The following is a 20,516-nucleotide window of genomic DNA, read 5'->3' on the forward strand; positions in this document are numbered from 1 at the left end:
CCTCTCGTCAGTCGCGCACGGCGAGCTTCGGCATGGACCAACTGCCGTCCAGGACGGCGGATTGGGGTCCGTACACACGAATAGCGATCGTGAAGGGGCCGTCGGGCGCGGGCAGCCAGTTCGCCGCCTGCTCCGGGTCCTGCGGCCGGTCCTTCTGTACGTAGAGCGTCAGGCCGCCGTCCGCGTCGTGGACGAGGCCGGAGGTACGGTCTCCGATCGAGTAGCGGTCGGCGGGGTTGTCGACGAGCAGCCGGTCGGGCAGCCGGTACATGGTGGCCGACCAGAAGAACCGGGCCGGCGGCAGCTGTCCCGGGGGGAACCGGACGGTGTAGTCGTGCGCGGACGCGTCCGGTGGGCGGTTGCCCCGGTCGTCCTGCAGCCACCCCGCGTACCAGGCTTCCTCGGCCGGGAGCCCGTACAGGCCCTTGTCGACGCCGACCGCGCGGGTCAGATAGTCGTCGCCGTGCTCGGCACGCGTACCGAACCAGCCGGTGGAGTCGGAGGCGTCCCTCTTGGCCGCCTCCAGCGTGGCCCGGGCGTCGGCGATGCCCTCTTCCACGGCGGCCAGGACGTCCGGCTTCAGCGCGGAGGGCTCGAACTCCCCTCTTCCGTCGACACCCAGCGCGGCCAGCCGCTCGCGCAGTTCCCGCTCGCTCTCCAGCACCGGGAAGAACTGGAGCAGGAAGTCGAGGAGCGTGAAGAACTCGGCGGTGTCCAGGTCCTCTTCACGCCACACCGGCCACACCGGTTCCTCGACCGGGTGGGGCGCCGGCGCGTCGAGGAACTCCGACAACGGCCGCAGCCGGTACTGCCCCTGGACGGCCCGAAGCGCCGTCACGTCGCCGGGCCCCGCCAGATACGTACGCCCGAGCACTCCGACCAGGAAGGTGTCCGCGCGCAGCACCCCGGCGATCTTGTCCGGTACGTCGCCGCGCCAGCCGGGTCCCGCGATCAGGAAGTCCCCGGCGCTCTGCCCGGTGGTACGGGCGCCCACGTATCCGACGTACGAGGTGTCGAGGTCGTGGAAGGGCAGGACGTAGTAGCGCTCCACGGCGGGCACGGACACCACCCACGGCCCGGTCCGCAGATCCAGCCAGGCCCAGGAGTACGGGGTGTCGTTGTTCGGCGTGACCACATCGGTGTTGGCCGGGGTGAACGGCTGCGAGTAGTGCCGGAAACGGCCGAAGCCACCGACGGACCGGGGATCGTCCGGGTCGATGGCCTGGGGGTACATCGTGCGGTAGTTCTCCAGGAGCGGATATCCCCAGATCCAGGCCGAGGCGGCCGTACTGCGCGCCGCCTCGGCCGTGAGAGATCCCGCCGCGTGATCCGCGGCCACGTCAGAAGGCCGACTTCGGGTGGTCGGTGCACAGGGCCCAGATCACGAAGACGCCGATGGCGATCGAGACGATGGCCCAGACCGGCTGGTACGGCAGCCACATGAAGTTGGCGATGATGCTCAGCGCGGCCAGCCCGACACCCGCGCCACGGGCCCAGGCGGAGCCCTTCAGGACGCTCGCGCCGACGATCAGCAGGATCACGCCGAGGACCAGGTGGATCCAGCCCCAGGCGGTGACGTCGAACTTGAAGACGTAGTTGTTGATTCGGGCGTACACATCGTCGGTAGCGATACCGGCGATGCCCTTGATGATCGAGAGGACACCGTCCACGAGCAGCAGAACACCGGCGAACATCGTTCCTCCGGCAGCCCATGCGCTGCCGCTGCCGCCGGCGGGCGCCTGCCGGGTGTTGCCGGGCGTGGGTGCTGACTGTGACATGGGAACTCCTTCGCCACGCAGGCACACCGGCCTGCGGATCTGTCCTGCATTCACGTCCTGCAGATTCAGAACCGACCCTGCGCGCCCCGCCGTGGCCCGGCCACTCGGCCGCACCCGAACAGGTGAATGCTCACGGCGCGGTGACGGTGACGATGTGACCCTGGGCGTCCACGGTCAGCGCGACCCGCTCGACCCGGTTCGTCAGGGCCACCGCCGCCCACGCGGCACCCCAGAGGAGGCACGAGAAGACGGTCAGGATGGCGTGCAGGACATGGTTCACGGGCTGTCCGCGCACCAGGACCGCCTGGGTCCCGGACCGCGACTCCACGCGCCAGCCGTCGGCGATCCGCTGGTTCACCACCCAGTCGAGGATCAGGCTGCGCCGCAGCGCGTCGGGCGGCGTGCCGGCGCCCTCGTAATACCCGGGCGGAGGCTCGACCGAGACCGCCCCCCTGTGCCCACGACGACGTATCACGGGCTCACCTCCAGGTGTCGAGATCTCCACCGCGCCACTCGATCAGCGCCGGCTGATCGAGATCGATCTCCTCCGCCCCCGCTGCGAAACCGGCCTGCCGCAGGAACGAGGCCACGTCGCCGCGCCCGTGCGCCAGCCCGACGATCTGCCCGTGCACGGTCACCCGCCGCCCTCCGGTGGTCGAGGGCGGATACACGATGACGGGCGGATGACCAGACATGTATCCACGGTGCCTCCAGCCCGGCCGGGGCGCATCCTGTAGGTACGACCGGGCTGTGACCTGTGCGGACCCCCAGGGTCTTTCGTTCGGATCAGGCCGGGGTCAGCTGGATCAGGCCGGGGTCAGCCGAGGGCGCTGATCGCCTTCACGATCAGGGCACGGGCCTCGGCCCCGTACACGGCCATGCTCCGCAGTTGCTCGAACGCCTTCAGGTAGAGCGCGATCTCGCCCGGCTGCGTGATGTTCAGCTGCGCGGAGAGAAGCTGAACGGAGACGAGGGTGTCGTCGTAGATGTGGAACGTCTCCTGCGGCCGGACGGCCCGCTCGCCCGTCGCCATGGGGATGACGCCCAGCGACACCGAGGGAAGGGCCCCGACGGACAGCAGATGTCCCAGTTGCCCTGCCACCACATCGGCGTCGCCCAACTGGAAGCGCAGCACCGGCTCCTCGACGAGGAGCAGGCACCGGTGTCCCGGCTCCCGGACGAGCTGCGACCGCTCGGCGCGGGCCGGGGCCGCCCCGGCTCCGCCGCCGGGAACACCGAGAAGCCGTGCGTTCGTGCCGAGCAGCGCGGCGGCGTACGCGTCGGTCTGTACGAGGCCGGGCACGACGGTCGGCGAGTACACCCGGAACTCACGGGTGGACCGGTGCAGCGGCGCATGGCCGTCCCGGAGCTGCCGCAGCCCGGTGCGGACCTTGCGGCGCCACTCGGTGTGGAGAGTCTCGGCATGCCGCGAGGCGGCTATCAGGCCGTCCGCCAGCGCCGCCGCCCGGCAGGCGTCGCACCAGCCACGGATGTCCCGGGCCGAGGGCGGTGTCCTGGCGTTCTCGATCCGGGACGTCTTTGCGTGGTGCCACCCGCACTGGGCGGCGAGCTGCGCAACGGTCAGCCCGGCGTCCCGCCGGAGCTCACGAAGCTGCCGCGCCACACCTTCGCGGGCCGCCTGGGCGGAGGACGACGGGGAGTTGGGCATGCTGGTACGGGTGCTTCCTGTCGGAGGAGGTCGAACCGGCTGTACGGCACGGCTGGTTCCCCACCGCTTCGAAGTCATCCACGCACTGCTTCAACGATCTTCCGAGGCTCATGCGGACATGTGGGGCCGCGCAGCAGGTGCACGGGGTCGGTGCACTGTGGTGCACCAAGCTGACGTTCTCAGCGCGTCGGGTCAAGAGCGCGTTCCCGCCTCTCACCCTGACGGATGACATGCGTGCACAACCTTGCACATTGCCGCCCCGCGCGCACCAACCCTCCCTACGGTCGGCGTTATTGCTGCTGACCGAGTGCGACGGGGGTACACCGGTGATGACGATCAAGACGTACGAGGGAGCGCAAGCGGACGACGTGGACGGCGACGGCCCGGCCGTGCGCGTCGCGCACCGCCGGGCGGACGCGGCTCCGCCGGAGGGAGCAGATCCGAACTCCGCATACCCGCCGCACCGGTTCGGCCCGAGAGCCGTCCAGTCGCCATGACGGCCCCCACCGCGCAGAGCAACACCGTCACCGGGCACCTGCGCTGCACGACCCCGGGTCGCTCCACGCATGAGAGAGGAAGGCCGCATGCAATGTGGCAAGTGCGGAGGCCAGATGAGCAAGAACGCCGGTGGCTGGTGGACCTGCTGGGGCTGCGGGAACAGTCAGCCGGGATACGTGGCGAACAACGGAATGCCCCGGTACACGGACCGGCCGAGCGGGGCGGGTCCGGAGTGACGCCCCGCACGTCGGCCTCCGGTCACGAAGTCGGCGTCGGCGCCCGGGATTCGACGCGCATCCCACCGCCGTAGCCGGACCCTGACACGCCCCACTCCCACCGCCGTAGCCGGACCCCGACACGCCCCACTCCCACCGCCGTCGCCGAACCCCGACACGCCCCACTCCCACCCCAGCGCGGACGACGCGTGCTCCCGCCCATGCCCGCGACCCGCCACGGCCGGCCCGGTCACTGCGCAAAGTGCGAGCGCGGACGAGAAGGCCCCGACCCCGGCGGACTCGTCACTCCACCGCCCCGGGCTGGGTGCGCCGGGCGTAGGCGCGGGCGGCCCGGGCACGGTCTCCGCACCGGACGGAGCACCAGTGGCGGCGGCCGTGGCGGAGCAGATAGCGGTTGCAGGGGCTGGAACCGCAGGCGGTGAGGCGCTCCGCGTCAGGGCCGGTGAGGAGGTCGGCCGCGTCGGCGGCGAGGGTCGCCAGGGCGTGGTCGACGATCGCGGTGGTGGGGTGGGGGGCCGCACGGTAGGGACCGCTCTGCGCGTCCCACTGCAGGAGCGGGGCCGTGGACACACGGGTCATCGCGTCATTGACGGCGGCGACCGCGGCGGGAAGGGCGGGAACCCCGTCGACGCGGGCGGCGAGCAGTGACCTGATCTGTTCGCGCATCGAACGCAGCTGAGCCGCGCACATGTCCCGCATGCCGGCGTCGACCGGGGCGAGGCCGCGCTGCGTCAGCCACCGGTTCGCCTGCTCAGGAGCCCCGAGGAGGTCGATCGTGTGCCCGCCGGGCAGCGTGACGGCGCTGTTGGCGAGGGCGAGGGAGGGGTGCTCCTCCTCGCCCTGCGCGGGCGGCACTGCGGCTTCTTCCGTCACGGACTCCTTCATGCTCCTCATGGTAAGGCTTGCGCGCATCCGTGAGAAATGGCTACAGTCATCTCACGGTTAACCCACCAACTATCCGTGAGGTGTTTGTCGCCATGCCGTCTCTCCCCGCAACGACCGACCAGTTCCCCGTCCGCGTCTTCGGCGGCCCGACCGCCCTCTTCGAGTACGGCGGCCTGCGCTTCCTGACCGACCCGACCTTCGACGGCCCCGGCGACTACCCCTCGGCCGGCCCGACCCTGACCAAGACGGACCCGTCCACCGCCGGCCCTGGCGACCTCGGCCCCGTCGACGTCGTCCTGCTCTCGCACGACGAGCACGCGGACAACCTCGACCACTCCGGCCGCGCCCTGCTCGCCACCGTCCCGCTCACGCTCACCACCCCCGGCGCGAGCCAGCGCCTCGGGGACGGAGCCAAGGGGCTGGCCGACTGGGAATCCGTCGAACTGAACCGCCCCGACGGCGGCACGGTCACCGTCACCGGCGTCCCCGCGATCCACGGCCCGGGCACACACGAGGAGATCGAGCCGGTCTCCGGCCAGGTCGTCGGATTCGTCCTGACCGGGGAGGGCCTGCCCACCGTCTACATAAGCGGCGACAACGCGTCACTCGACGCGGTCAAGGAGATCGCCGACCGCTTCCCCACGATCGACACCGCCCTCCTCTTCGCCGGAGCCCCCCGCTTCCCCATGCTCTTCGACGGCGCCCCGCTCGTCCTGGACAGCACCCAGGCCGCCGAGGCCGCCCAACTCCTGGACGCCCGCCGCGTGATACCGGTCCACTACGACAGCTGGGCCCACTTCACCGAGGGCCACGACACCTTGACAACCGCCTTCGCCACCGCAGGTCTGTCCGCCCGTCTGGACTGGGGCCACCGGGCCTGAACCAGCGGCACGACAGACCGGCACCGCAGGACTCACGCGCACAGCCGACAGCGAAGTTGAACATGTTCATTTACGCTGGCAGGATGACGTGTACGCGTTCGGCGACCGGTCGAACCGCAGTCGTTCGTGGCACCGAGCCGAGGGGCCGGATCGTGAAGACCAAGTCACCTGGCCCGGCAAGGTGCCGGGCCGTGAGCCTTGTCGCCTGCCTGTTCGTGCTGGTGGGATGCAATCCACACATGTACGACGAGGTGGAGGCCCTGCATGGCGCGAAGCGGTCGGACATAGCGGGCTCGTGGCTCTGCGTCGACCACACGGAGGTCACTCTCCGGCCCGACGGAAAGGCCGTCATCCACCTCCTGGACGGGCAGGAATTCGACTTCGACGACAGGTGGCGGCTGTCGGGCACGGGGACGTGGGAGTTGACCGACGAGCCCATGGGGTGGAACGACGGTCAGCATGTCCGCATGGCTCTCACCTCACGCACGGCCCGGGCCACTCGCGCGCCGGATCCGGCCGAGCCTGCGGGCGAGCTGGCCGAACCCGCCCCGGCACCCGATACCTACACGTGGACATTCGAGTTGCGGCGCGACCACAAGGGGGAACTGGAGCTCTATTTCTTCTTCGGCGACCCCGACTCCCGCAGCACATACGTCCTGACGAGAGAGCAGCCATAGCCCCGTCGGTCGCCGGCACCGTAAGACCGCGGCCTGCCCCCTAACTGCTGGTCACGGGCATCTCAGCCGACGCAGGCGCTCCCGCACGCTGCACCAGGTAATTCGCAGGCATCCCGATCAGCACCCGGCCTATCCTGTCCGCGCCCACCCATGCCGGGACGGGCCTGACGGAGGGGCGGCGGAGTGCCGGACGTGTACAAGATCATGCTGGATGCCGAGTTGAGCAAGGCGTTCGACGTGTGGTCCAGCTATCTGAACGCCCGGACCGGCGAGGATCCTCAGGTCCGTGAACGACTGCGCTCCACGTTGCAGTCGGCCCGCGCGGCAGCCGCCGAGGGCGATCTCACGTCCGCGCGCGCCTTGGTGGCGGAGATGTACGACGACGCCCGAGAAGCCGGCCTTCCCTGGGCTCCCGTGCTGCCTGACCCCTGCGCAGCGGACCGGCAGGCGCACGACTACGCGAAGGACGAACTGCGGCAGGTGCTTCCTCTGCACCTGCGCGAGGATCTCGACAGCATCGCGATCTACCTGAGCGTCACGGGCCGCCGCCTCCGGACCGCCCCCGGCCTCGACGCCGCCACCCGCCAGGACATCCTCTACATCTCCGCCCGCGCCGGGATGGCCCTTGACCTCGCCCACCTGACCGCAGCACGACGAGAACTCGAACGCCTCAAGGCACTTGCGCGACGCTGCGGCGTGGAGCCCTGAGAACCGAGCGACAACGGCCACGATCCGGCCACGGGTCCGGTTGGCTTGCTCGGAGGCGGTTCCACCGAGTCGGCAGAGGGCGATACGAGCAGCAGGAAGCAAAGTCAAAGCGGGCCTGCCCACCGCTCTTTTCGCGAGGCATCCACGCTGGTCAACAGCATGATTCCGCTCCCCGGCAGGATCCGCTCCTGCACCCACGGCTACCGGCGGCCAACGCAGCCGCGGACGTCGACCGAACCCCCTCGACCGCTGCCCGCTGCGCGCTGGCGTTGTCCCGCAGTTGGACATGCAGCTCACCCCTCGACGCGAACCATGGACACACGGTCAATGGGGTACGCAATCAGGTCAGTTGGGCTTCTGCGGCCGGTGTGGGTCGACTGCGAGCTCGGTGGTTGCCGCATCTCGCTGCTGTACAGCACCGGCGTGGACGGCCGGGGCTGCTGCGTACTGGTACGCCGTTGCCCCCGACGACCAGGGCCGGTAGGACCGCCGGTAGAGGCCGAAGGCACTGAGGAGGAAGCAGAAGCCCACGGCTGTGGTGAAAGTCGACATTGATGTCGCTTCCAAGTGGCGGTGCACAGGACCGACAACGAGCGTGCCCCCGACGCCTGCGCAGACATCCGCCCAGCCACCAAGTCGCGGCGACGCAACCGTCCTCCTGAACCACGGGGAGACCCACCCGACGCAGATGGCGGCCATGCCAGGAACGAACGTCAGCAGCCAGTAGAGGCCCAACACGGTCCATCCGACGACATCCACAGCAAGTCCCGTCCCCCATGCAACAAGTGTGCGACTCGATGGCCGCCAGGCGTGATCTTTGCATGGCTGGCTTGCCGCCGGTAAGGGACTCGGGCTCACCATCCGTTCGGACGTGCACGGACGTGGCTGCTGCCCTCGATACACGCGCTCAGAGTGCCTCCTGCATGGCAGCACCGCCCCCCAAGGGTCTAACACTCCCCCGGTACCGGGCCTGACCTAGGGGCACCACCAGCCCTCACTACCAAGACAGTCGCGGGTCCTGCTCGTGCTCGGGAGAGTGCGCGGGCAGCCTCCTTGAGTCCGGCCCGTCCGTCCGCCACAGACAGCCGGGATCGGGGCTGTCGCTTCTCCAGGACGGCGGCGCGACGTGGACCCGCTGTGTGCGCGGGATCAACACCTCGGCCAGCGCGCCGTCATGGAACATCCATAGCCCGAAGCAGTCGTCATCTTCGTCGTGGAGCATGACCTGAACGCATTCCGGCCGGTTCCACGGCAGCGCCTCCAGGTCCGCGAGGACCCCACGGCGCTGATACGACCGGCAGAACTCGAGGTACCACCCGCCGACAAACCAATCGGTTATCTGCTCGAAACGGCCGTGCCAGGTGCGCGCCTCGTCGGGTCGCGTCAGCGGCTCCATCACGTCGTCCTCGTACTGTGCCAGGACGAGAACCTGCGCCATTCTGCTCATGAGCGCATGTCACCACGTGAAGCGGTTCCCCGGCACATCAGTTTCGCCGGAACGTCGTCCCCCTCTGCGCCCCAAGACCGCCACTGACCGCACTATCCGGCACGCGACTGACACGCGATGGCACGGGGAAGCCGGCATGCGATTCGGGACACAGTCGGCTACGCGAGCATCTGAGGAGCAACCGGGAGCTGTTCCTTGTAGGGCCACGTGAAGGTGCGGTCGGGCTCGAGGTGTGCGTCGCCCCAATGGATCGCATGGATGCCGCTCTCCGGATCTGCTGTGTAGAACACGCACACGAGCTTCGTGGAAGCACCCAACTCCTCGAAGGCTTCGTGCAGATCCAGGTAGTCGTCCGTTGTCAGGTCGTCGTCGAGCTCGAAGAGGCCGTCCTGCGGCTCCGGGCCGTGCGCCCGAAACAAACGGCGCCGCGTAGGGGAAGTATTGGAAGCGAGACGAGCCTGATCAATGGGCCTCGGCCGGTCGGCGTACCTGAATGGGAAGAGCGCGTGATCGTTGATCACGGCGTACTCGTACCCTCGTACGTCTCTGACGGACTCCTCCAAAACCCGTGCCGTGTCTGCCAAGTTCTCGCGCACCGCTTCGGCAAGGGTGGAGCCGTACGGGCTCCGCTTCTTCAACCCGGCAGTTAGGTGTACGGCATGAGCGCGAGCGTGCGCCCGGGCCAGCTGAACCGGAAGCGCCCCGGCGAGCGCGCCGGCGCTGCGCCCAAATCGCGCGACTGCCCAAGCCGAGGGCACAGCCTGTTCCTCACCCAACTCATACATCCCTCGTCCCCTCCCTGATTTCCCCACCTACTAACTGTGTGACAGGCACACGAAGCGGGGACAAGGGAGCGATCCGGCCACATGGTGCAAAGGTGAACCTGATGCGAACTGAGGCCCTGGATCCGAACGGCCGCTGCGAAGCGCCAATGACCAGGGCCGCTCTTCACTCACCATCCGGTTCCGCCCTCAACGAGAAGACGGATTCTCTTCCGGTAGGCCGGGTGTCCTTGGTGCCGTGGCGGACGGTGGACTGGATATGCGGGCCACAGGAGTCAGTCCGGCCACAAGGAGCAACGCGCCGATCGGCAGCAGGTCGAGGTTGGCCGCGAACAGAAGGAAGCCCACGAGTACCAGCAGGGGACTCCAAGCGGGCAGCAGACGCGGTTTGGCGGCAACCAGCATGACCAGCAAGGTGAGCCAGCCCAACTGGAACGCAAGTGGGCCGATCAGCTCCAGCGGTTCAGGCAATGGCGCCGCGGTGTCCAGGTCCGCGAACAGATCACCGAGGATCACCCAGAGGAAACAGGCGACGCCGAACAGGCTGACTGCTGCGGCCACGTTCGCGAGGAGACGCGTGCGCATGGTGGCGGCGGGGACGAGTTGACGCAGCCTGACCGTCACCACGCCGAAGAGTACGAAGCCGATGAAGAACAGAGTGTGTCCGAGGTTCCAGGCGAGCCCAGGTCCATGCTCCCCGTCTAACCCGTCGACGAATCGCAGCAGACCGTAGAGCACCAGCAGGAGCGGAGCAATGAGGGCGGGGCTCTGCACGCCCACGAGTTTGGAGGTCATACCGGCAGACTCACAGCCCGCCAGCCCCCGGCCCATCGGGGGCGTCACCCACCGAACCCGGGTATGTGTCCCGTAGGGGCCGTGCGTACCCAGGGGATACGACTGCCGAAGCGTGGCCCCGAATCGACGGCCAACGGGCGAATCCGCAGGCCCGGGGACTCCGCTGACTGCAGAACAGTGGCCTGCAGGTGGGGAACTTCGGAGAGCAGCTCCGTCCCCCCGCCGAGCGCAAGGTGAGGAGATTCAGATTCAGATAGCGCCATCAGCACAGCCCGAGCCATCCGGAGCCGCTCCCGGCAGAGCGCAAAGCCAGCCGGGTGCCTTGACGGCAGAGAAACCCGTAACAACCGGCCTCAGCCCGAGGCCCTTGGTCACCCGGCCCGCATGCTGCAGCCCTAGCAACCCCACCGTGGGTGACCGCATCCGTTGACGCCAGAGGCAGACGCCATAGGCCCCCAACCATGATCGGTTGGGGGCCTATGTACTGGTGGGCGCGGACGGTTTCGAACCGCCGACATCTGCTTTGTAAGTTCGACCGGACGGCTGCCAATCCCGCTCGCAGCACGGCCTTCGTCGCTGCTGATGACCGTCCGGTGCTGCCGTTGTGCGCCGTCGTTGATGTCAGCTGTGGATGTCAGGCTGCCACTCAATGCGAACTATCGGCACAGCGCTCGCTGGGGGCTGTCGACGTGTGCCTGTCGCTGATCGTAGAACGGTTCTGGCTGATCAGTGCCGTCCGAATGCGCGTACGGATGATGCGGTGGAGAATTGCGTCAGCATTGTGTGAGCGTGCCGAGTCTCTGAGAGGTGCCGGACGCCGACGGCTGTTGCGCTCGCGCTTCCACCGAGCCCGACGGGTCCATGCGGGACTGCGGGATACCGAGGTGATGGATGTGACGCCCACCCGTGAAAACGCGCTGGATCACCTCGTCGTGATGATGTTCGAGAACCGGTCGTTCGACAATCTCCTGGGGCGTCTGTACGAACCGGGGGAGGTCGCCTCCTTCGAGGGTGTCCTGGGCAAGAACCTGTCGAACCCCATCCCGGAATGGGCGGCAGACGGCGCGGAGCGCGGCAAGGTGCACTACGACGTCGCCGCCACGATGAACACCCCGAGTCTGGACCCGGGCGAGGAGTACCCGCACGTGAACACCCAGCTGTTCAACGTGCTCGACACACCAGGAGCGGCCGGGTTCCGCCCGCCCTACAACGCGCCCCCGGCCGGGACGCGGCCCACCATGGACGGGTTTGTGGCCGACTACATCAGCACGTGGTGGGCGAGCACGGGGCGTCAGCCGTTCTTCCAGGAGTACCGGCAGATCATGGCGGGCTACACACCCGACCAGATGCCGGTGATCTCCGCTCTGGCCAAGGGCTTCGCCACCTACGACCACTGGTTCTGCGACGTGCCCTCGCAGACCTTCACCAACCGGTCCTTCTTCCATGCCGGCAGTGCCTCGGGGCTGGTCGTGAACATGGGCGACGGCTCCGACTTCGTGCGCGACAACACGGCTGAGACGATCTTCGAGCGTCTCGACGCGGCAGGTCTGGAGTGGCGTGTCTACTGCGACCCGCCCTCGCGCTACTCGCTCACGGGCCTCATCCACGCCCCTCGGCTGAGGGAGCGGTTCGCGACCAACTTCTTCTCCACCGACCAGTTCTTCGAGGATGCCGAACGCGGTGAGCTGCCCCACTACTCCTTCATCGAGCCGCAGATCATCGGCTGGGACCACAACGACATGCACCCGCCGTTCTGGTCAGCGGCGCCTGGACTGGTGTGGGATCCCCCGTCCAGCCTCCTCGGCGGTGAGGACCTGCTGGCACGGATCTACAACGCCGTCCGCTCCGCGTCGTCCCCGCACGGATCGAACCACCTGAACACGACACTGCTCGTCACGTTCGACGAACACGGCGGCACCTACGACCACGTGCCGCCCGGCCTCGCACCCGCCCCGACCACGGGTGCACCCGCAGGCCAGTACGACTTCCGCTTCGACCGGCTCGGCGTACGCATCCCCACGATCGCCGTCTCCGCCTGGATCCCCGAGCGCACGGTCGTCACCCAGGAGCACTGGGCCACATCCGTCATAACCACACTGCGCGACAGATGGAATCTCGCCCCTCTCACGGCCCGCGACGCCGCCGCACGACCGATCACCGACGTCTTCACCCTCGACACCCCACGCGCCCAGGAGAACTGGCCGACGGCGATCGCCCAGCCCGTTCCCCCGCTGCACGAATCGCTCGTACCGCTGGACGCACCGCTCGGCAGCCATGCCAAGCCCCTGTTCGCCGGCGTCATAGCCATCGGCGAGGAACTCGGGGTGTCGACACCACCCGTCGACCTGAACACCGCCACGGGGTCTCAGGCACTCGACGCGGTTCACGGCCTGCTCGACGACCTGTTCCCGCAGTTGAAGGGCTGAGCAGCGCACCGGTTTCTAAGATCCCGCAGCTAGTCGGCGGTTCCCCGTGGTTCCCCGCCCAGCCTCGACCGCACGGGCGCGCGGGGGGACGCGATGGCTCCGGGCCTGAGAGCGGGTGACGAGAATCGAACTCGCGCTCTGAGCTTGGGAATCACCGGCCGGTCAAGCTACCCCAGGGCCCTGGCCTGCGCGTAAGCGTGCCTTTGCTGATCTGGGATACGCGTCGCAGTAACCGCTGTTACCCCCTCTTCCCCACCTGTTCTGGCACGCAGCTGGCACGGCTGCCACGAGAAAGAGCTCGGCGGTAGCCCCTGATCACTCCGGCTGCGGTCCGGGTCGGGTGACACCGAGGCGCCGGGCCACTGGGACGCCGGTCAGACCGTAGAGGGCTACTGTCGCGATGATGACCAGGAAAGTGACCGGAAGGATCTTCGAGGCGCCACCGATGTGCTGGGAAACCAGCTGTGCCGAGAAGGTCGACGCGGTGGCCGCAGCGACAATGCCGCGCGGCGCCATCCAACTCAGGAACAGGCGCTCCCCGCTGGTCAGACCGGTCCCGATGGTGGCGCCGAAGACCACAAACGGGCGAACCACCACCACCAGGAAAGCCACCAGGCCGAGAGTGGGCAGGACGAGGCCGTGCAGCGACTCGGGGGTGACGGTGGCCGAGATGGAAACGAACAGAATTCCGATCAGCAGTTGCACCAGGGTCTCGGACAACGGCCGCCGGGTCGGCATGTCGAAGGCGGGCAAATTGGCCACCGCAATACCCATGAGGATGGCGGCCGTGAGCCCAGAATCGTCATGCAAAATGTCGCAGACAGCCGCAACAGCGACCACACAGGCGAGCTGAACGGTGGCACGGAGCACATCGTCGAGCTTGAGTTTGCACAGGCAGAACCACAACACCGCGACGCCGACCACTGCGCCGGCCACGCCGATGCCGATGGACAGAAATAGTTGCCCCAGCGCGTGGCCGACTCCGTGACGCGAACTCGACGTCACCTCGGCGAACACCACGGCGCCGAGAACACCGCCGACTGGGTCGATCAGCGAGCCCTCCCAGGACAGGATTCGCTGGACGTTGTCGGTCGGCCGGATGAAAGCCAGCAGCGGCCCCACCACTGTCGGCCCGGACACCACCAGGATCGCCCCGGTCATGACTGCCGCCTTGGCAGACATGTCGAGCAGCGGGCCAGCGACCACGGCGGTAAGTGCGAACGTGACCGGCACCCCCCAGATCACCAGCCGCGGCGCCACACGGCGGGCACGCCCTCTGAGCTTTCCCCACTGCAGGCCCAGCCCTGAGTCGTAGAGGATCAGCGCCACCGCAAGCGAGACCAGCGGCTGGAAGGCCGAGCCCAGCAGCTTTTCCGGATCGACGTTGTCTGTAAGCGCGCCAGCAGTGAACCCGGCCGGAAGAAGGACGATCAGCGCTGGAATGCGCAGCACGGACGCCAACAGCTGAGAGCCCACCGCGAGCACCAGGATCAGGCCCACGCCGGACAAGATCTGATCAGTACTCAACTTCTGCCCCATCTCCCACAGACACCGACATCACCAGGTGGCGAGCCCGCCGCGCCCACCGGTGATTCATGCAGCAAGCGGGTTTCGAGAGCTGGATGGGTTCGCTCTCCTCCACACTGGGGAGTTAGGAGCGGGAGGCGGTCCTCATGTCTGCTCTGACTGTTTCACGGGTTGAGGAAGCGCAGGTGGCGTGGCGTCCCAATGGAGGTCTGATCAGCACACCAATGGAGCAACGGCAGCTGACCTGGCCGCGCTTTCGCCTGGCGTAGCTGCGCAAGTACGGCGAATCGTCCAAGTCTGCGGGCCGATCGCTCTGCCGCAGCTACCCGCATTCCTCCACTCGCCCTAGCTCCCATCCCGTCCGCCTTCGGCCCACACTCCGTGGAGCGGTCGTGGTTCAGGGCGTCAAGGTGGAGCGCGCCACTGTACGAACGACCTTGACGCCCTGGGCCGCGGCTGCTCGGCTCTGCCTGGGTCGAAGGTGGTCGGGATGGGAGCCCACCACGCTCACCACGAATCCGCCGGCACCCGCGAACGGCGCCCCAACCATCCCGGAGTCTGAGCGCCCCCGCCGGAGGCATGTCCTTGAGCCGCGGATGACTTCTGGCTTCAGCCCGCAGCACGTAGCGCGCCGCCGGGCGCGGCCAGCCGGGGCGAAGACAGAGGCGGGCCGCGCCGCTGAGGCGACGCGCGCCCGCGCCGTGCGCGGGTCTTGATGAAGTAGAGAAAGTCTTACCGCGCCTCTGGGCGGTGCTCGGCCTTGAACTTGTCCAGCAGGTCGAAGAGCAGCTCTACAGCCGACTTGTCCACTGTGTCTGCGGCCTTTGTGATCTCGACGGCCCACCCCACTGGGCTGCTGTGGCTCCGGCCGAGCTGCGGCCACAGCCATTCTGCGAACGGGCCTGTGTGCTCGAAGTCCGTCATCGGCTGGGAGCTGTAGATCTCGGAGGCGACTCGGTAGCCGTACAGGATCGCCTGCAGCTCCAAGAGTGACCCTCCGCGTACGAACATCCCCGGCCTCATACGGACTTGGTCCAAGAAGTCGTAGACGTCGTGCAACTCGTTGACCGGCTTAGCTCCCGTCGGCGGCTGAGGTCTCAGATTCATGCGGAGTTCCTCAGGAGGTATCGGCCGTCGTGGCTGCGGACGTGAGGGCCTGCACCGTCTAGGGCATCGTGGAGGCGGATCGCGTAGACCTCGGCCATCCGCTCGGTGATCTCCTCGGTACTCCGCTCGACCCCGACTCCTACGACTACACGGGCGCCGTCCTCTTCAACAACCACGCCGGGGACCTCTGGCAGCGCTTCACCAACCGCCTCCGCCGCGAGATCGCCGCCCGCGCCGGCCTCACCCAACGCGAACTCAAGGAAACCGCACGGGTCTCATACGGGAAGGTCGCCGAGTTCCAAAAGCGCGGCGCCGTCCACTTCCACGCCGTCATCCGACTCGACGGCCCCGAAGGAGCCGACAGCCCACCGCCCTCATGGGCCTCCGTGCAGCTGCTCGACGACTCCATCCGCTCCGCTGCCGCGCACTCGTACACGACGGTCACCGTCCCGGCCGCCGCCGACCAACCCGCACGCCCGCTCCGCTGGGGCACCCAGCTCGACATCCGTCCCATCCGCGCCTTCGACGTCGGGACCGACATCACCGAACAGGCCGTCGCCTCCTACGTCGCCAAGTACGCCACCAAAGCCGCCGAGACAACCGGCACCATCGACCGCCGCGTCGGCAACCGTGAGGCCCTGGTCCTCCTCGAGGTACCCGACCACCCGCGCCGCCTCATCGAAGCCTGCTTCGACCTCGATCACCTCTACCCCGACCGGCGACTGAGCGCGTGGGCTCACATGCTCGGCTTCCGCGGCCACTTCTCCTCCAAGTCCCGCCGCTACTCCACCACCCTCGGCGCACTCCGCCAGATCCGCGCCGACTACCGAGCTGCCCAGCAGCGCGAAGAACTCGGCCTGCGCGACCCGGACCAGGACCCGACCGTCCTCGTCCTCACCGACTGGCAGTACGCCGGACAAGGCCACAGCCCCGGCGAATCCGTCCTAGCTGCCTCGATCGCCAGAAGCCTGCAGCACAACCGAGAAACCGCACGCGAAGCCCTCGCTTTGGAAGGAGCCGCAGCATGACCATCGCAACCGCCGAACTGCTCACCGTGCCTGAGGTCATGGCTCGGCTCAAGCTCGGACGCTCCACGGTCTACGACCTGATCCGCTCGCGCCGACTGACCTCGATCACCATCGGCCGGTCCCGGCGCATCCCCGCCGACGCCGTGCGGGACTTCATCGTCCACGAGATCGAGGAAGCGGCCTGATGCCTCCCCAGCGCAAGCGCAACCCCAACGGCGCGGGCACCATCACCAAGCGCAAAGACGGCCGCTTCCAAGCCGCGGTCTACGTCCTCCAGCCGGACGGCACCCGTGCCCGCAAGTTCGCCTACGGCAAGACCTGGGCCGAGTGCGACACCAAGCGCCGTGACCTGCTCGGCAAAGTGGACCAGGGCGTCCCCGTGCCCACACGGTCGGCCAAGATCTCCGAGTGGCTGCCGTACTGGCTGGACAACATCATCAAGCCGCGCCGCAAGCGCACGACGTACGCCAAGTACGAGACACACGTCCGGCTCTACCTCGTGCCCATGCTCGGGTCCAAGCGTCTCGAATCGCTGAGCGTTGCCGACATCCGGCGCTTCCTCGTCCGCCTGGAGCAGCAGACCACCGCGGCAACCGCCAAGGAATCCCACCGTGTCCTGCGTACCGCCCTGACTGCTGCCTGCCGGGAAGAGCTCGTCATGCGGAACGTGGCCACCCTCGTGGAGCCTCCCTCCGCCACGCCCCGGGACCTGTCGCCCTGGTCGCTCGACGAGACCCTGTCCTTCCTCACGGCCGCGCGAAAGGACCCGCTCTACGCGGCCTTCGTCCTCGCCATCGCGCTCGGCTTCCGTCGTGGGGAAATCGTCGGCCTGCGGTGGGAGAACGTGGACCTCGACAAGCGGGAGATCCGGGTCCGTACCCAGCGGCAGCGCGTCCGCGGTGAGGCGTACGAAGACGATCCCAAGGGGCGCCGTAGGAAGCAGACACTCCCCCTGCCCGCCCTCTGCGTCGCCCCGCTCCGCTGGGAACGGCTGCGCCAGGCCGCCGCTCGTGAAGCTGCTGGCGACAAGTGGGAGGAGACCGGCTACGTCTTCACCACCCGGACCGGTCGGCCGATCGAGCCGCGCAACCTGTACCGCTCGTTCACCCGCGTCGCCGGCACCGCCGGACTCCGCGTGATCCGGCTGCACGATGCCCGGCACGGCTGCGCGACCCTGCTGACCGCCGCCGGCGTCCCGCCCCGCGTCGTGATGGAAATCCTCGGGCACAGTCAGATCGCCGTCACGATGAACATCTACGCCCACGTCGTCCAGGACACCCAGCGCGAAGCCGTGAGTCACCTGGACCGCATGCTGAAGCGGCAGGTCCCGACCGTGGGTGACCACGCCCGTTGATGTCAGAAGTAGATGTCAAAGGCCCCCAACCATGATCGGTTGGGGGCCTTTGCACTGGTGGGCGCGGACGGTTTCGAACCGCCGACATCTGCTTTGTAAGAGCAGCGCTCTACCCCTGAGCTACGCACCCGTGGATGAGGCAACAGATTACATGGCTCACGGCCCCTCCCCGCAAACCGGTTCCCCGTCCACCCCGGTCGCCCCGTCCCGCGGACGTCTACGGGGGATATCCCCACCCCCAAGACGGTAGCCGTCCGGATCCCCCGGGGTGGGGGGAGTACATACGGTGAGTGCACAACGGCGGCACTATCAGGGGGACCGACCACCATGACCTTCCGTACCCGCGCACTCACCGGCACGCTCGGCGTCACCGGTGGGGTCTTCGTGCTCGTTGCTGCCCTCAGCGGGTGCGGGAGTACCGATGTCGATGATGCTCCCGCCGAGCACAAGGCGTTCGCGCTCGGAGGGAAGACGCTGACCGTCGATGCCGAGAACTCCCGTGTGGAGCTCGTTGCGGCCGATGTGTCGCAGGTCGAGGTGACGCGGCGGTTCGACGGGTGGGTCGTGCTGGGGAACGGGCCCGAGGCCGTCTGGGAGATGAAGGACGGTGTCCTGCGCCTCGGTGTGGAGTGCGAGGCGATGATCAGTGACTGCGACGCGCACCACCGGGTGAAGGTGCCGCGCGGGGTGGCCGTGACCGTGCGCGGGAACAACGGGCAGATCACCGCGTCAGGGTTCGACAGGCGGCTCGACCTCACCTCGGACAACGGTGGCGTGGTCGTCCGGGACTCCAGTGGGCCCCTGAAGCTCGTGAGCGACAACGGTGCCGTCGTGGCGGAGCGGATCTCCGCCTCCTCCGTGGACGCCGAATCGGACAACGGTTCCGTGCGGCTGACGTTCAGCAGCGTGCCGACGCTGGTGGAGACCGTCAGCGACAACGGGGAGATCACCATCGAGCTGCCCAAGGGCGAGGACTCGTACGCCGTGACCGCCGAGGCCGACAACGGGGACGTATCCGTGAAGGTCCCGCGCCGCGACGACAGCCCGCACGTGGTGAAGGCGCGCAGCGACAACGGCGAAGTCACTGTCCGAAGCGCGAACTAACCGACCCGTGTGTTCGTCCTTACCTGGTGGGAGAATGAACCGGGCAGGGCGAAACGGCACGGGAGAGGGATGTGACGGCGACACACGCGCGGCCGCAGGCGAAAGCGGGTGGGGGTTCCGTCGTCAGGGATGTCCTGACTCTGATGGTGTTGCCGGTCCCGTTGCTGGCCGCCGCGCTGCCGGCCGCCTTCGCGAGTGGAGGGACGCGTCGCTGGTTCGGTGGTCGTGGTGAGAACCAGCGGGCGGACGCCCAGGCGGCGAAGGACGCCGCCGCGGCTGCCTTCCTGGAGCTCGACACCGCTCAGCGCGATCTGCTGATCTCCATCGAGACCATCACCGCCGTGGACAGCTCTCCCCGGGCCCGCCAGGCCGTCGACGACTTCGCCGCGCTGGGGCGGCGGATCGACGAGGTGAGCCATGCGTACATCACGGCCGTCGACGCCCACGACCTCGACCGCCACGATCTCGAACCGGCGGTCGCCGCCCGTGCCGCGACCGAGCTGACGAAGGCGAAGGACGAGCTCGTACGGGTCAAGAGCGAGCTCGACCGGTTCGCGCAAGGTCTCGGGCCGTTGCTCGGCAGCGCGGAGACGCAGCTCGCCCGGCTCGCGCCGGCCGTGGAGCGTGCACGGCAGGCGCTGCTCGGGGCGAGCAATGCCCTTGATGCCGTACGGGCCTCCGGGCTGCGCGCCGACGACCTCGCGGCGCGGCTGGCGGCTCTGGCGCCCGAGCTGACGCGGCTCAATCAGGGCGCCGGCCGGCACGGCGTGGCGGATACGTTGCAGCGCGCCGACCAGGTTCTTCGGGACGCCGAGGCCGTACGGGCCGAGGCGGACCGGCTTCCGGAGCGGGCCAGGGAGATCGACCGCCGGCTGGTCTCGCTCCGTACCCGCGCCCAGGCGCTGACGACGCGCGCAGGATCGGTCGAACCGGTGCTGAGCGAGCTGCGGCGGCGGTTCTCGGCCGCCTGCTGGCAGGACCTCCAGCCCGTTCCGGAGCAGGCCGTGGTGAACATCCGGCAGGCCGAGGAGAAGCTCGCGGAGGCCACGAAGGCGCGCGACGAGCAGCGCTGGCCCGATGCGACGGCGCAGCTGAGCACGGTCCGCGCCCTGCTGAACACGACCGACGAAGCGGTGTCCGCCGCCGGTGACCGTTTGCAGCGGCTGGACGCGGTGGCGAAGGACCCGCAGCAGGAGATTCAGCGGACCCGCTTCGCGATCCGTGACGCCCAGCGGCTGGCGATGGCCGGGCGCAACACTCCCGATCCGCGCCATGCCCGGCCGCTCGACGACGCCGTCGTCCGGCTGGACCGCGCCGTCGCGGGGCTGGACGGGCGCCACCCCGATTACTGGCACTTCCTGACCGAGACCGAGGCCGTGCGGCAGTCGGTGACCCGCGTGGTGTCCGCCATCCGCGAGGAGCGTGGGGGCGGGGCCTGACGGGGAGCGCGGAAGTGGCGTGGAAGTGGTGTGGAAGGTGGCGTGGTCGGTGCTTCCGGGGGGTCGGGGTGCGTTCGTCGGCTTGAACGCCGGGGCTCGCGTCGTCCGCCTGAACGCCCGGGCCCGCGTCGTACCGCCTGAACGCCGGGGCGCGCGTCGTCAGCGTGAGCGCCGC

At 68.6% G+C, this 20,516-nt stretch carries 20 protein-coding genes, 1 tRNA gene and 1 pseudogene; 10 read left to right on the forward strand and 12 right to left on the reverse strand.

Annotation, left to right across the window (positions count from 1 at the left end):
• Positions 1 to 7: 7 nt before the first annotated feature.
• The 5 genes from OG230_RS10830 to OG230_RS10850 form a co-directional block, all read right to left on the reverse strand.
• A complete protein-coding gene (locus OG230_RS10830) occupies positions 8 to 1,339 on the reverse strand; it encodes a DUF1254 domain-containing protein (protein ID WP_328909957.1) in 1,332 nt (443 codons plus the stop codon).
• Between the two features lies 1 nt (position 1,340).
• Positions 1,341 to 1,778 carry a DUF7144 family membrane protein gene (locus tag OG230_RS10835; RefSeq protein ID WP_328909958.1) on the reverse strand — a complete coding sequence of 146 codons (438 nt, stop codon included), beginning with the start codon at positions 1,776 to 1,778 and terminating at the stop codon, positions 1,341 to 1,343.
• Positions 1,779 to 1,908: 130 nt separating this feature from the next.
• Entirely contained in the window at positions 1,909 to 2,253 is a 345-nt protein-coding gene (locus tag OG230_RS10840) for a hypothetical protein (RefSeq protein WP_328909959.1), read from the reverse strand.
• Between the two features lie 4 nt (positions 2,254 to 2,257).
• Positions 2,258 to 2,473: a hypothetical protein gene (locus OG230_RS10845; protein ID WP_328909960.1), complete on the reverse strand. Its 216-nt coding sequence runs from the start codon at positions 2,471 to 2,473 to the stop codon at positions 2,258 to 2,260.
• A gap of 122 nt (positions 2,474 to 2,595) precedes the next feature.
• Positions 2,596 to 3,447 carry a helix-turn-helix domain-containing protein gene (locus OG230_RS10850; protein WP_328909961.1) on the reverse strand — a complete coding sequence of 284 codons (852 nt, stop codon included), beginning with the start codon at positions 3,445 to 3,447 and terminating at the stop codon, positions 2,596 to 2,598.
• A 611-nt stretch (positions 3,448 to 4,058) separates the two neighbouring features.
• Between OG230_RS10850 and OG230_RS10855 the strand changes: the two genes are divergently transcribed.
• Positions 4,059 to 4,181, forward strand: a complete 123-nt coding sequence (locus OG230_RS10855) for a hypothetical protein (RefSeq protein WP_328909962.1) — start codon at positions 4,059 to 4,061, stop codon at positions 4,179 to 4,181.
• Between the two features lie 282 nt (positions 4,182 to 4,463).
• Here the strand turns inward: OG230_RS10855 and OG230_RS10860 are convergent, their stop codons facing one another.
• Positions 4,464 to 5,066 (reverse strand): ABATE domain-containing protein, encoded by a 603-nt coding sequence (locus OG230_RS10860; RefSeq protein WP_328909963.1) that lies wholly within the window; start codon positions 5,064 to 5,066, stop codon positions 4,464 to 4,466.
• A gap of 92 nt (positions 5,067 to 5,158) precedes the next feature.
• Between OG230_RS10860 and OG230_RS10865 the strand changes: the two genes are divergently transcribed.
• The 3 genes from OG230_RS10865 to OG230_RS10875 all read left to right on the forward strand — a co-directional run bounded on the left by OG230_RS10865 (position 5,159) and on the right by OG230_RS10875 (position 7,332).
• Positions 5,159 to 5,947, forward strand: a complete 789-nt coding sequence (locus OG230_RS10865) for an MBL fold metallo-hydrolase (RefSeq protein WP_328909964.1) — start codon at positions 5,159 to 5,161, stop codon at positions 5,945 to 5,947.
• Between the two features lie 191 nt (positions 5,948 to 6,138).
• Complete coding sequence (locus OG230_RS10870; protein ID WP_328909965.1) at positions 6,139 to 6,624, forward strand: hypothetical protein; 486 nt, start codon at positions 6,139 to 6,141, stop codon at positions 6,622 to 6,624.
• Positions 6,625 to 6,807: 183 nt separating this feature from the next.
• Positions 6,808 to 7,332: a hypothetical protein gene (locus OG230_RS10875; protein WP_328909966.1), complete on the forward strand. Its 525-nt coding sequence runs from the start codon at positions 6,808 to 6,810 to the stop codon at positions 7,330 to 7,332.
• Between the two features lie 997 nt (positions 7,333 to 8,329).
• Here the strand turns inward: OG230_RS10875 and OG230_RS10880 are convergent.
• The 3 genes from OG230_RS10880 to OG230_RS10890 all read right to left on the reverse strand — a co-directional run bounded on the left by OG230_RS10880 (position 8,330) and on the right by OG230_RS10890 (position 10,356).
• On the reverse strand, positions 8,330 to 8,779 hold the full coding sequence (locus OG230_RS10880) for a hypothetical protein (protein WP_328909967.1): 450 nt from the start codon (positions 8,777 to 8,779) through the stop codon (positions 8,330 to 8,332).
• Between the two features lie 158 nt (positions 8,780 to 8,937).
• Entirely contained in the window at positions 8,938 to 9,300 is a 363-nt protein-coding gene (locus tag OG230_RS10885; protein ID WP_328909968.1) for a hypothetical protein, read from the reverse strand.
• 450 nt (positions 9,301 to 9,750) lie between these two features.
• A complete protein-coding gene (locus OG230_RS10890; protein ID WP_328909969.1) occupies positions 9,751 to 10,356 on the reverse strand; it encodes a hypothetical protein in 606 nt (201 codons plus the stop codon).
• An 893-nt stretch (positions 10,357 to 11,249) separates the two neighbouring features.
• Between OG230_RS10890 and OG230_RS10895 the strand changes: the two genes are divergently transcribed.
• The gene (locus tag OG230_RS10895) at positions 11,250 to 12,782 is read left to right on the forward strand and encodes an alkaline phosphatase family protein (protein WP_328909970.1); all 1,533 of its coding nucleotides are present in this window, start codon (positions 11,250 to 11,252) and stop codon (positions 12,780 to 12,782) included.
• Between the two features lie 315 nt (positions 12,783 to 13,097).
• Here the strand turns inward: OG230_RS10895 and OG230_RS10900 are convergent, their stop codons facing one another.
• The gene (locus OG230_RS10900) at positions 13,098 to 14,282 is read right to left on the reverse strand and encodes a cation:proton antiporter domain-containing protein (protein ID WP_328909971.1); all 1,185 of its coding nucleotides are present in this window, start codon (positions 14,280 to 14,282) and stop codon (positions 13,098 to 13,100) included.
• A gap of 759 nt (positions 14,283 to 15,041) precedes the next feature.
• A complete protein-coding gene (locus OG230_RS10905) occupies positions 15,042 to 15,416 on the reverse strand; it encodes a hypothetical protein (RefSeq protein ID WP_328909972.1) in 375 nt (124 codons plus the stop codon).
• A gap of 113 nt (positions 15,417 to 15,529) precedes the next feature.
• Here OG230_RS10905 and OG230_RS10910 point away from each other — a divergent pair.
• The 3 genes and pseudogenes from OG230_RS10910 to OG230_RS10920 form a co-directional block, all read left to right on the forward strand.
• Positions 15,530 to 16,444: pseudogene (locus OG230_RS10910) on the forward strand (replication initiator); the annotation flags it as partial.
• A complete protein-coding gene (locus tag OG230_RS10915) occupies positions 16,441 to 16,629 on the forward strand; it encodes a helix-turn-helix domain-containing protein (protein WP_328909973.1) in 189 nt (62 codons plus the stop codon). The pseudogene OG230_RS10910 and the gene OG230_RS10915, both read left to right, overlap by 4 nt.
• On the forward strand, positions 16,629 to 17,798 hold the full coding sequence (locus OG230_RS10920) for a tyrosine-type recombinase/integrase (RefSeq protein WP_328909974.1): 1,170 nt from the start codon (positions 16,629 to 16,631) through the stop codon (positions 17,796 to 17,798). Before OG230_RS10915 ends, OG230_RS10920 begins: the two co-directional genes overlap by 1 nt.
• Positions 17,799 to 17,853: 55 nt before the next feature.
• Here the strand turns inward: OG230_RS10920 and OG230_RS10925 are convergent.
• A tRNA-Val gene (locus OG230_RS10925) sits at positions 17,854 to 17,928 on the reverse strand.
• A 197-nt stretch (positions 17,929 to 18,125) separates the two neighbouring features.
• Between OG230_RS10925 and OG230_RS10930 the strand changes: the two genes are divergently transcribed.
• Positions 18,126 to 18,902 carry a DUF4097 family beta strand repeat-containing protein gene (locus OG230_RS10930; protein ID WP_328909975.1) on the forward strand — a complete coding sequence of 259 codons (777 nt, stop codon included), beginning with the start codon at positions 18,126 to 18,128 and terminating at the stop codon, positions 18,900 to 18,902.
• Positions 18,903 to 18,973: 71 nt separating this feature from the next.
• The gene (locus tag OG230_RS10935; RefSeq protein WP_328909976.1) at positions 18,974 to 20,341 is read left to right on the forward strand and encodes a hypothetical protein; all 1,368 of its coding nucleotides are present in this window, start codon (positions 18,974 to 18,976) and stop codon (positions 20,339 to 20,341) included.
• Positions 20,342 to 20,516: the final 175 nt, after the last annotated feature.

The organism is Streptomyces sp. NBC_00234, from assembly GCF_036195325.1.
Taxonomy (GTDB): domain Bacteria; phylum Actinomycetota; class Actinomycetes; order Streptomycetales; family Streptomycetaceae; genus Streptomyces.

What these genes read in the sequence shown, in the direction of transcription:
- OG230_RS10845 (WP_328909960.1), bottom strand. Translation starts at nt 2,473, where the DNA reads ATGTCTGGTCATCCGCCCGTCATCGTGTATCCGCCCTCGACCACCGGA.
- OG230_RS10855 (WP_328909962.1), top strand. Translation starts at nt 4,059, where the DNA reads ATGAGCAAGAACGCCGGTGGCTGGTGGACCTGCTGGGGCTGCGGGAAC.
- OG230_RS10880 (WP_328909967.1), bottom strand. Translation starts at nt 8,779, where the DNA reads ATGAGCAGAATGGCGCAGGTTCTCGTCCTGGCACAGTACGAGGACGAC.
- OG230_RS10920 (WP_328909974.1), top strand. Translation starts at nt 16,629, where the DNA reads ATGCCTCCCCAGCGCAAGCGCAACCCCAACGGCGCGGGCACCATCACC.
- OG230_RS10915 (WP_328909973.1), top strand. Translation starts at nt 16,441, where the DNA reads ATGACCATCGCAACCGCCGAACTGCTCACCGTGCCTGAGGTCATGGCT.
- OG230_RS10860 (WP_328909963.1), bottom strand. Translation starts at nt 5,066, where the DNA reads ATGAAGGAGTCCGTGACGGAAGAAGCCGCAGTGCCGCCCGCGCAGGGC.
- OG230_RS10905 (WP_328909972.1), bottom strand. Translation starts at nt 15,416, where the DNA reads ATGAATCTGAGACCTCAGCCGCCGACGGGAGCTAAGCCGGTCAACGAG.
- OG230_RS10890 (WP_328909969.1), bottom strand. Translation starts at nt 10,356, where the DNA reads ATGACCTCCAAACTCGTGGGCGTGCAGAGCCCCGCCCTCATTGCTCCG.
- OG230_RS10865 (WP_328909964.1), top strand. Translation starts at nt 5,159, where the DNA reads ATGCCGTCTCTCCCCGCAACGACCGACCAGTTCCCCGTCCGCGTCTTC.
- OG230_RS10930 (WP_328909975.1), top strand. Translation starts at nt 18,126, where the DNA reads ATGACCTTCCGTACCCGCGCACTCACCGGCACGCTCGGCGTCACCGGT.
- OG230_RS10850 (WP_328909961.1), bottom strand. Translation starts at nt 3,447, where the DNA reads ATGCCCAACTCCCCGTCGTCCTCCGCCCAGGCGGCCCGCGAAGGTGTG.
- OG230_RS10835 (WP_328909958.1), bottom strand. Translation starts at nt 1,778, where the DNA reads ATGTCACAGTCAGCACCCACGCCCGGCAACACCCGGCAGGCGCCCGCC.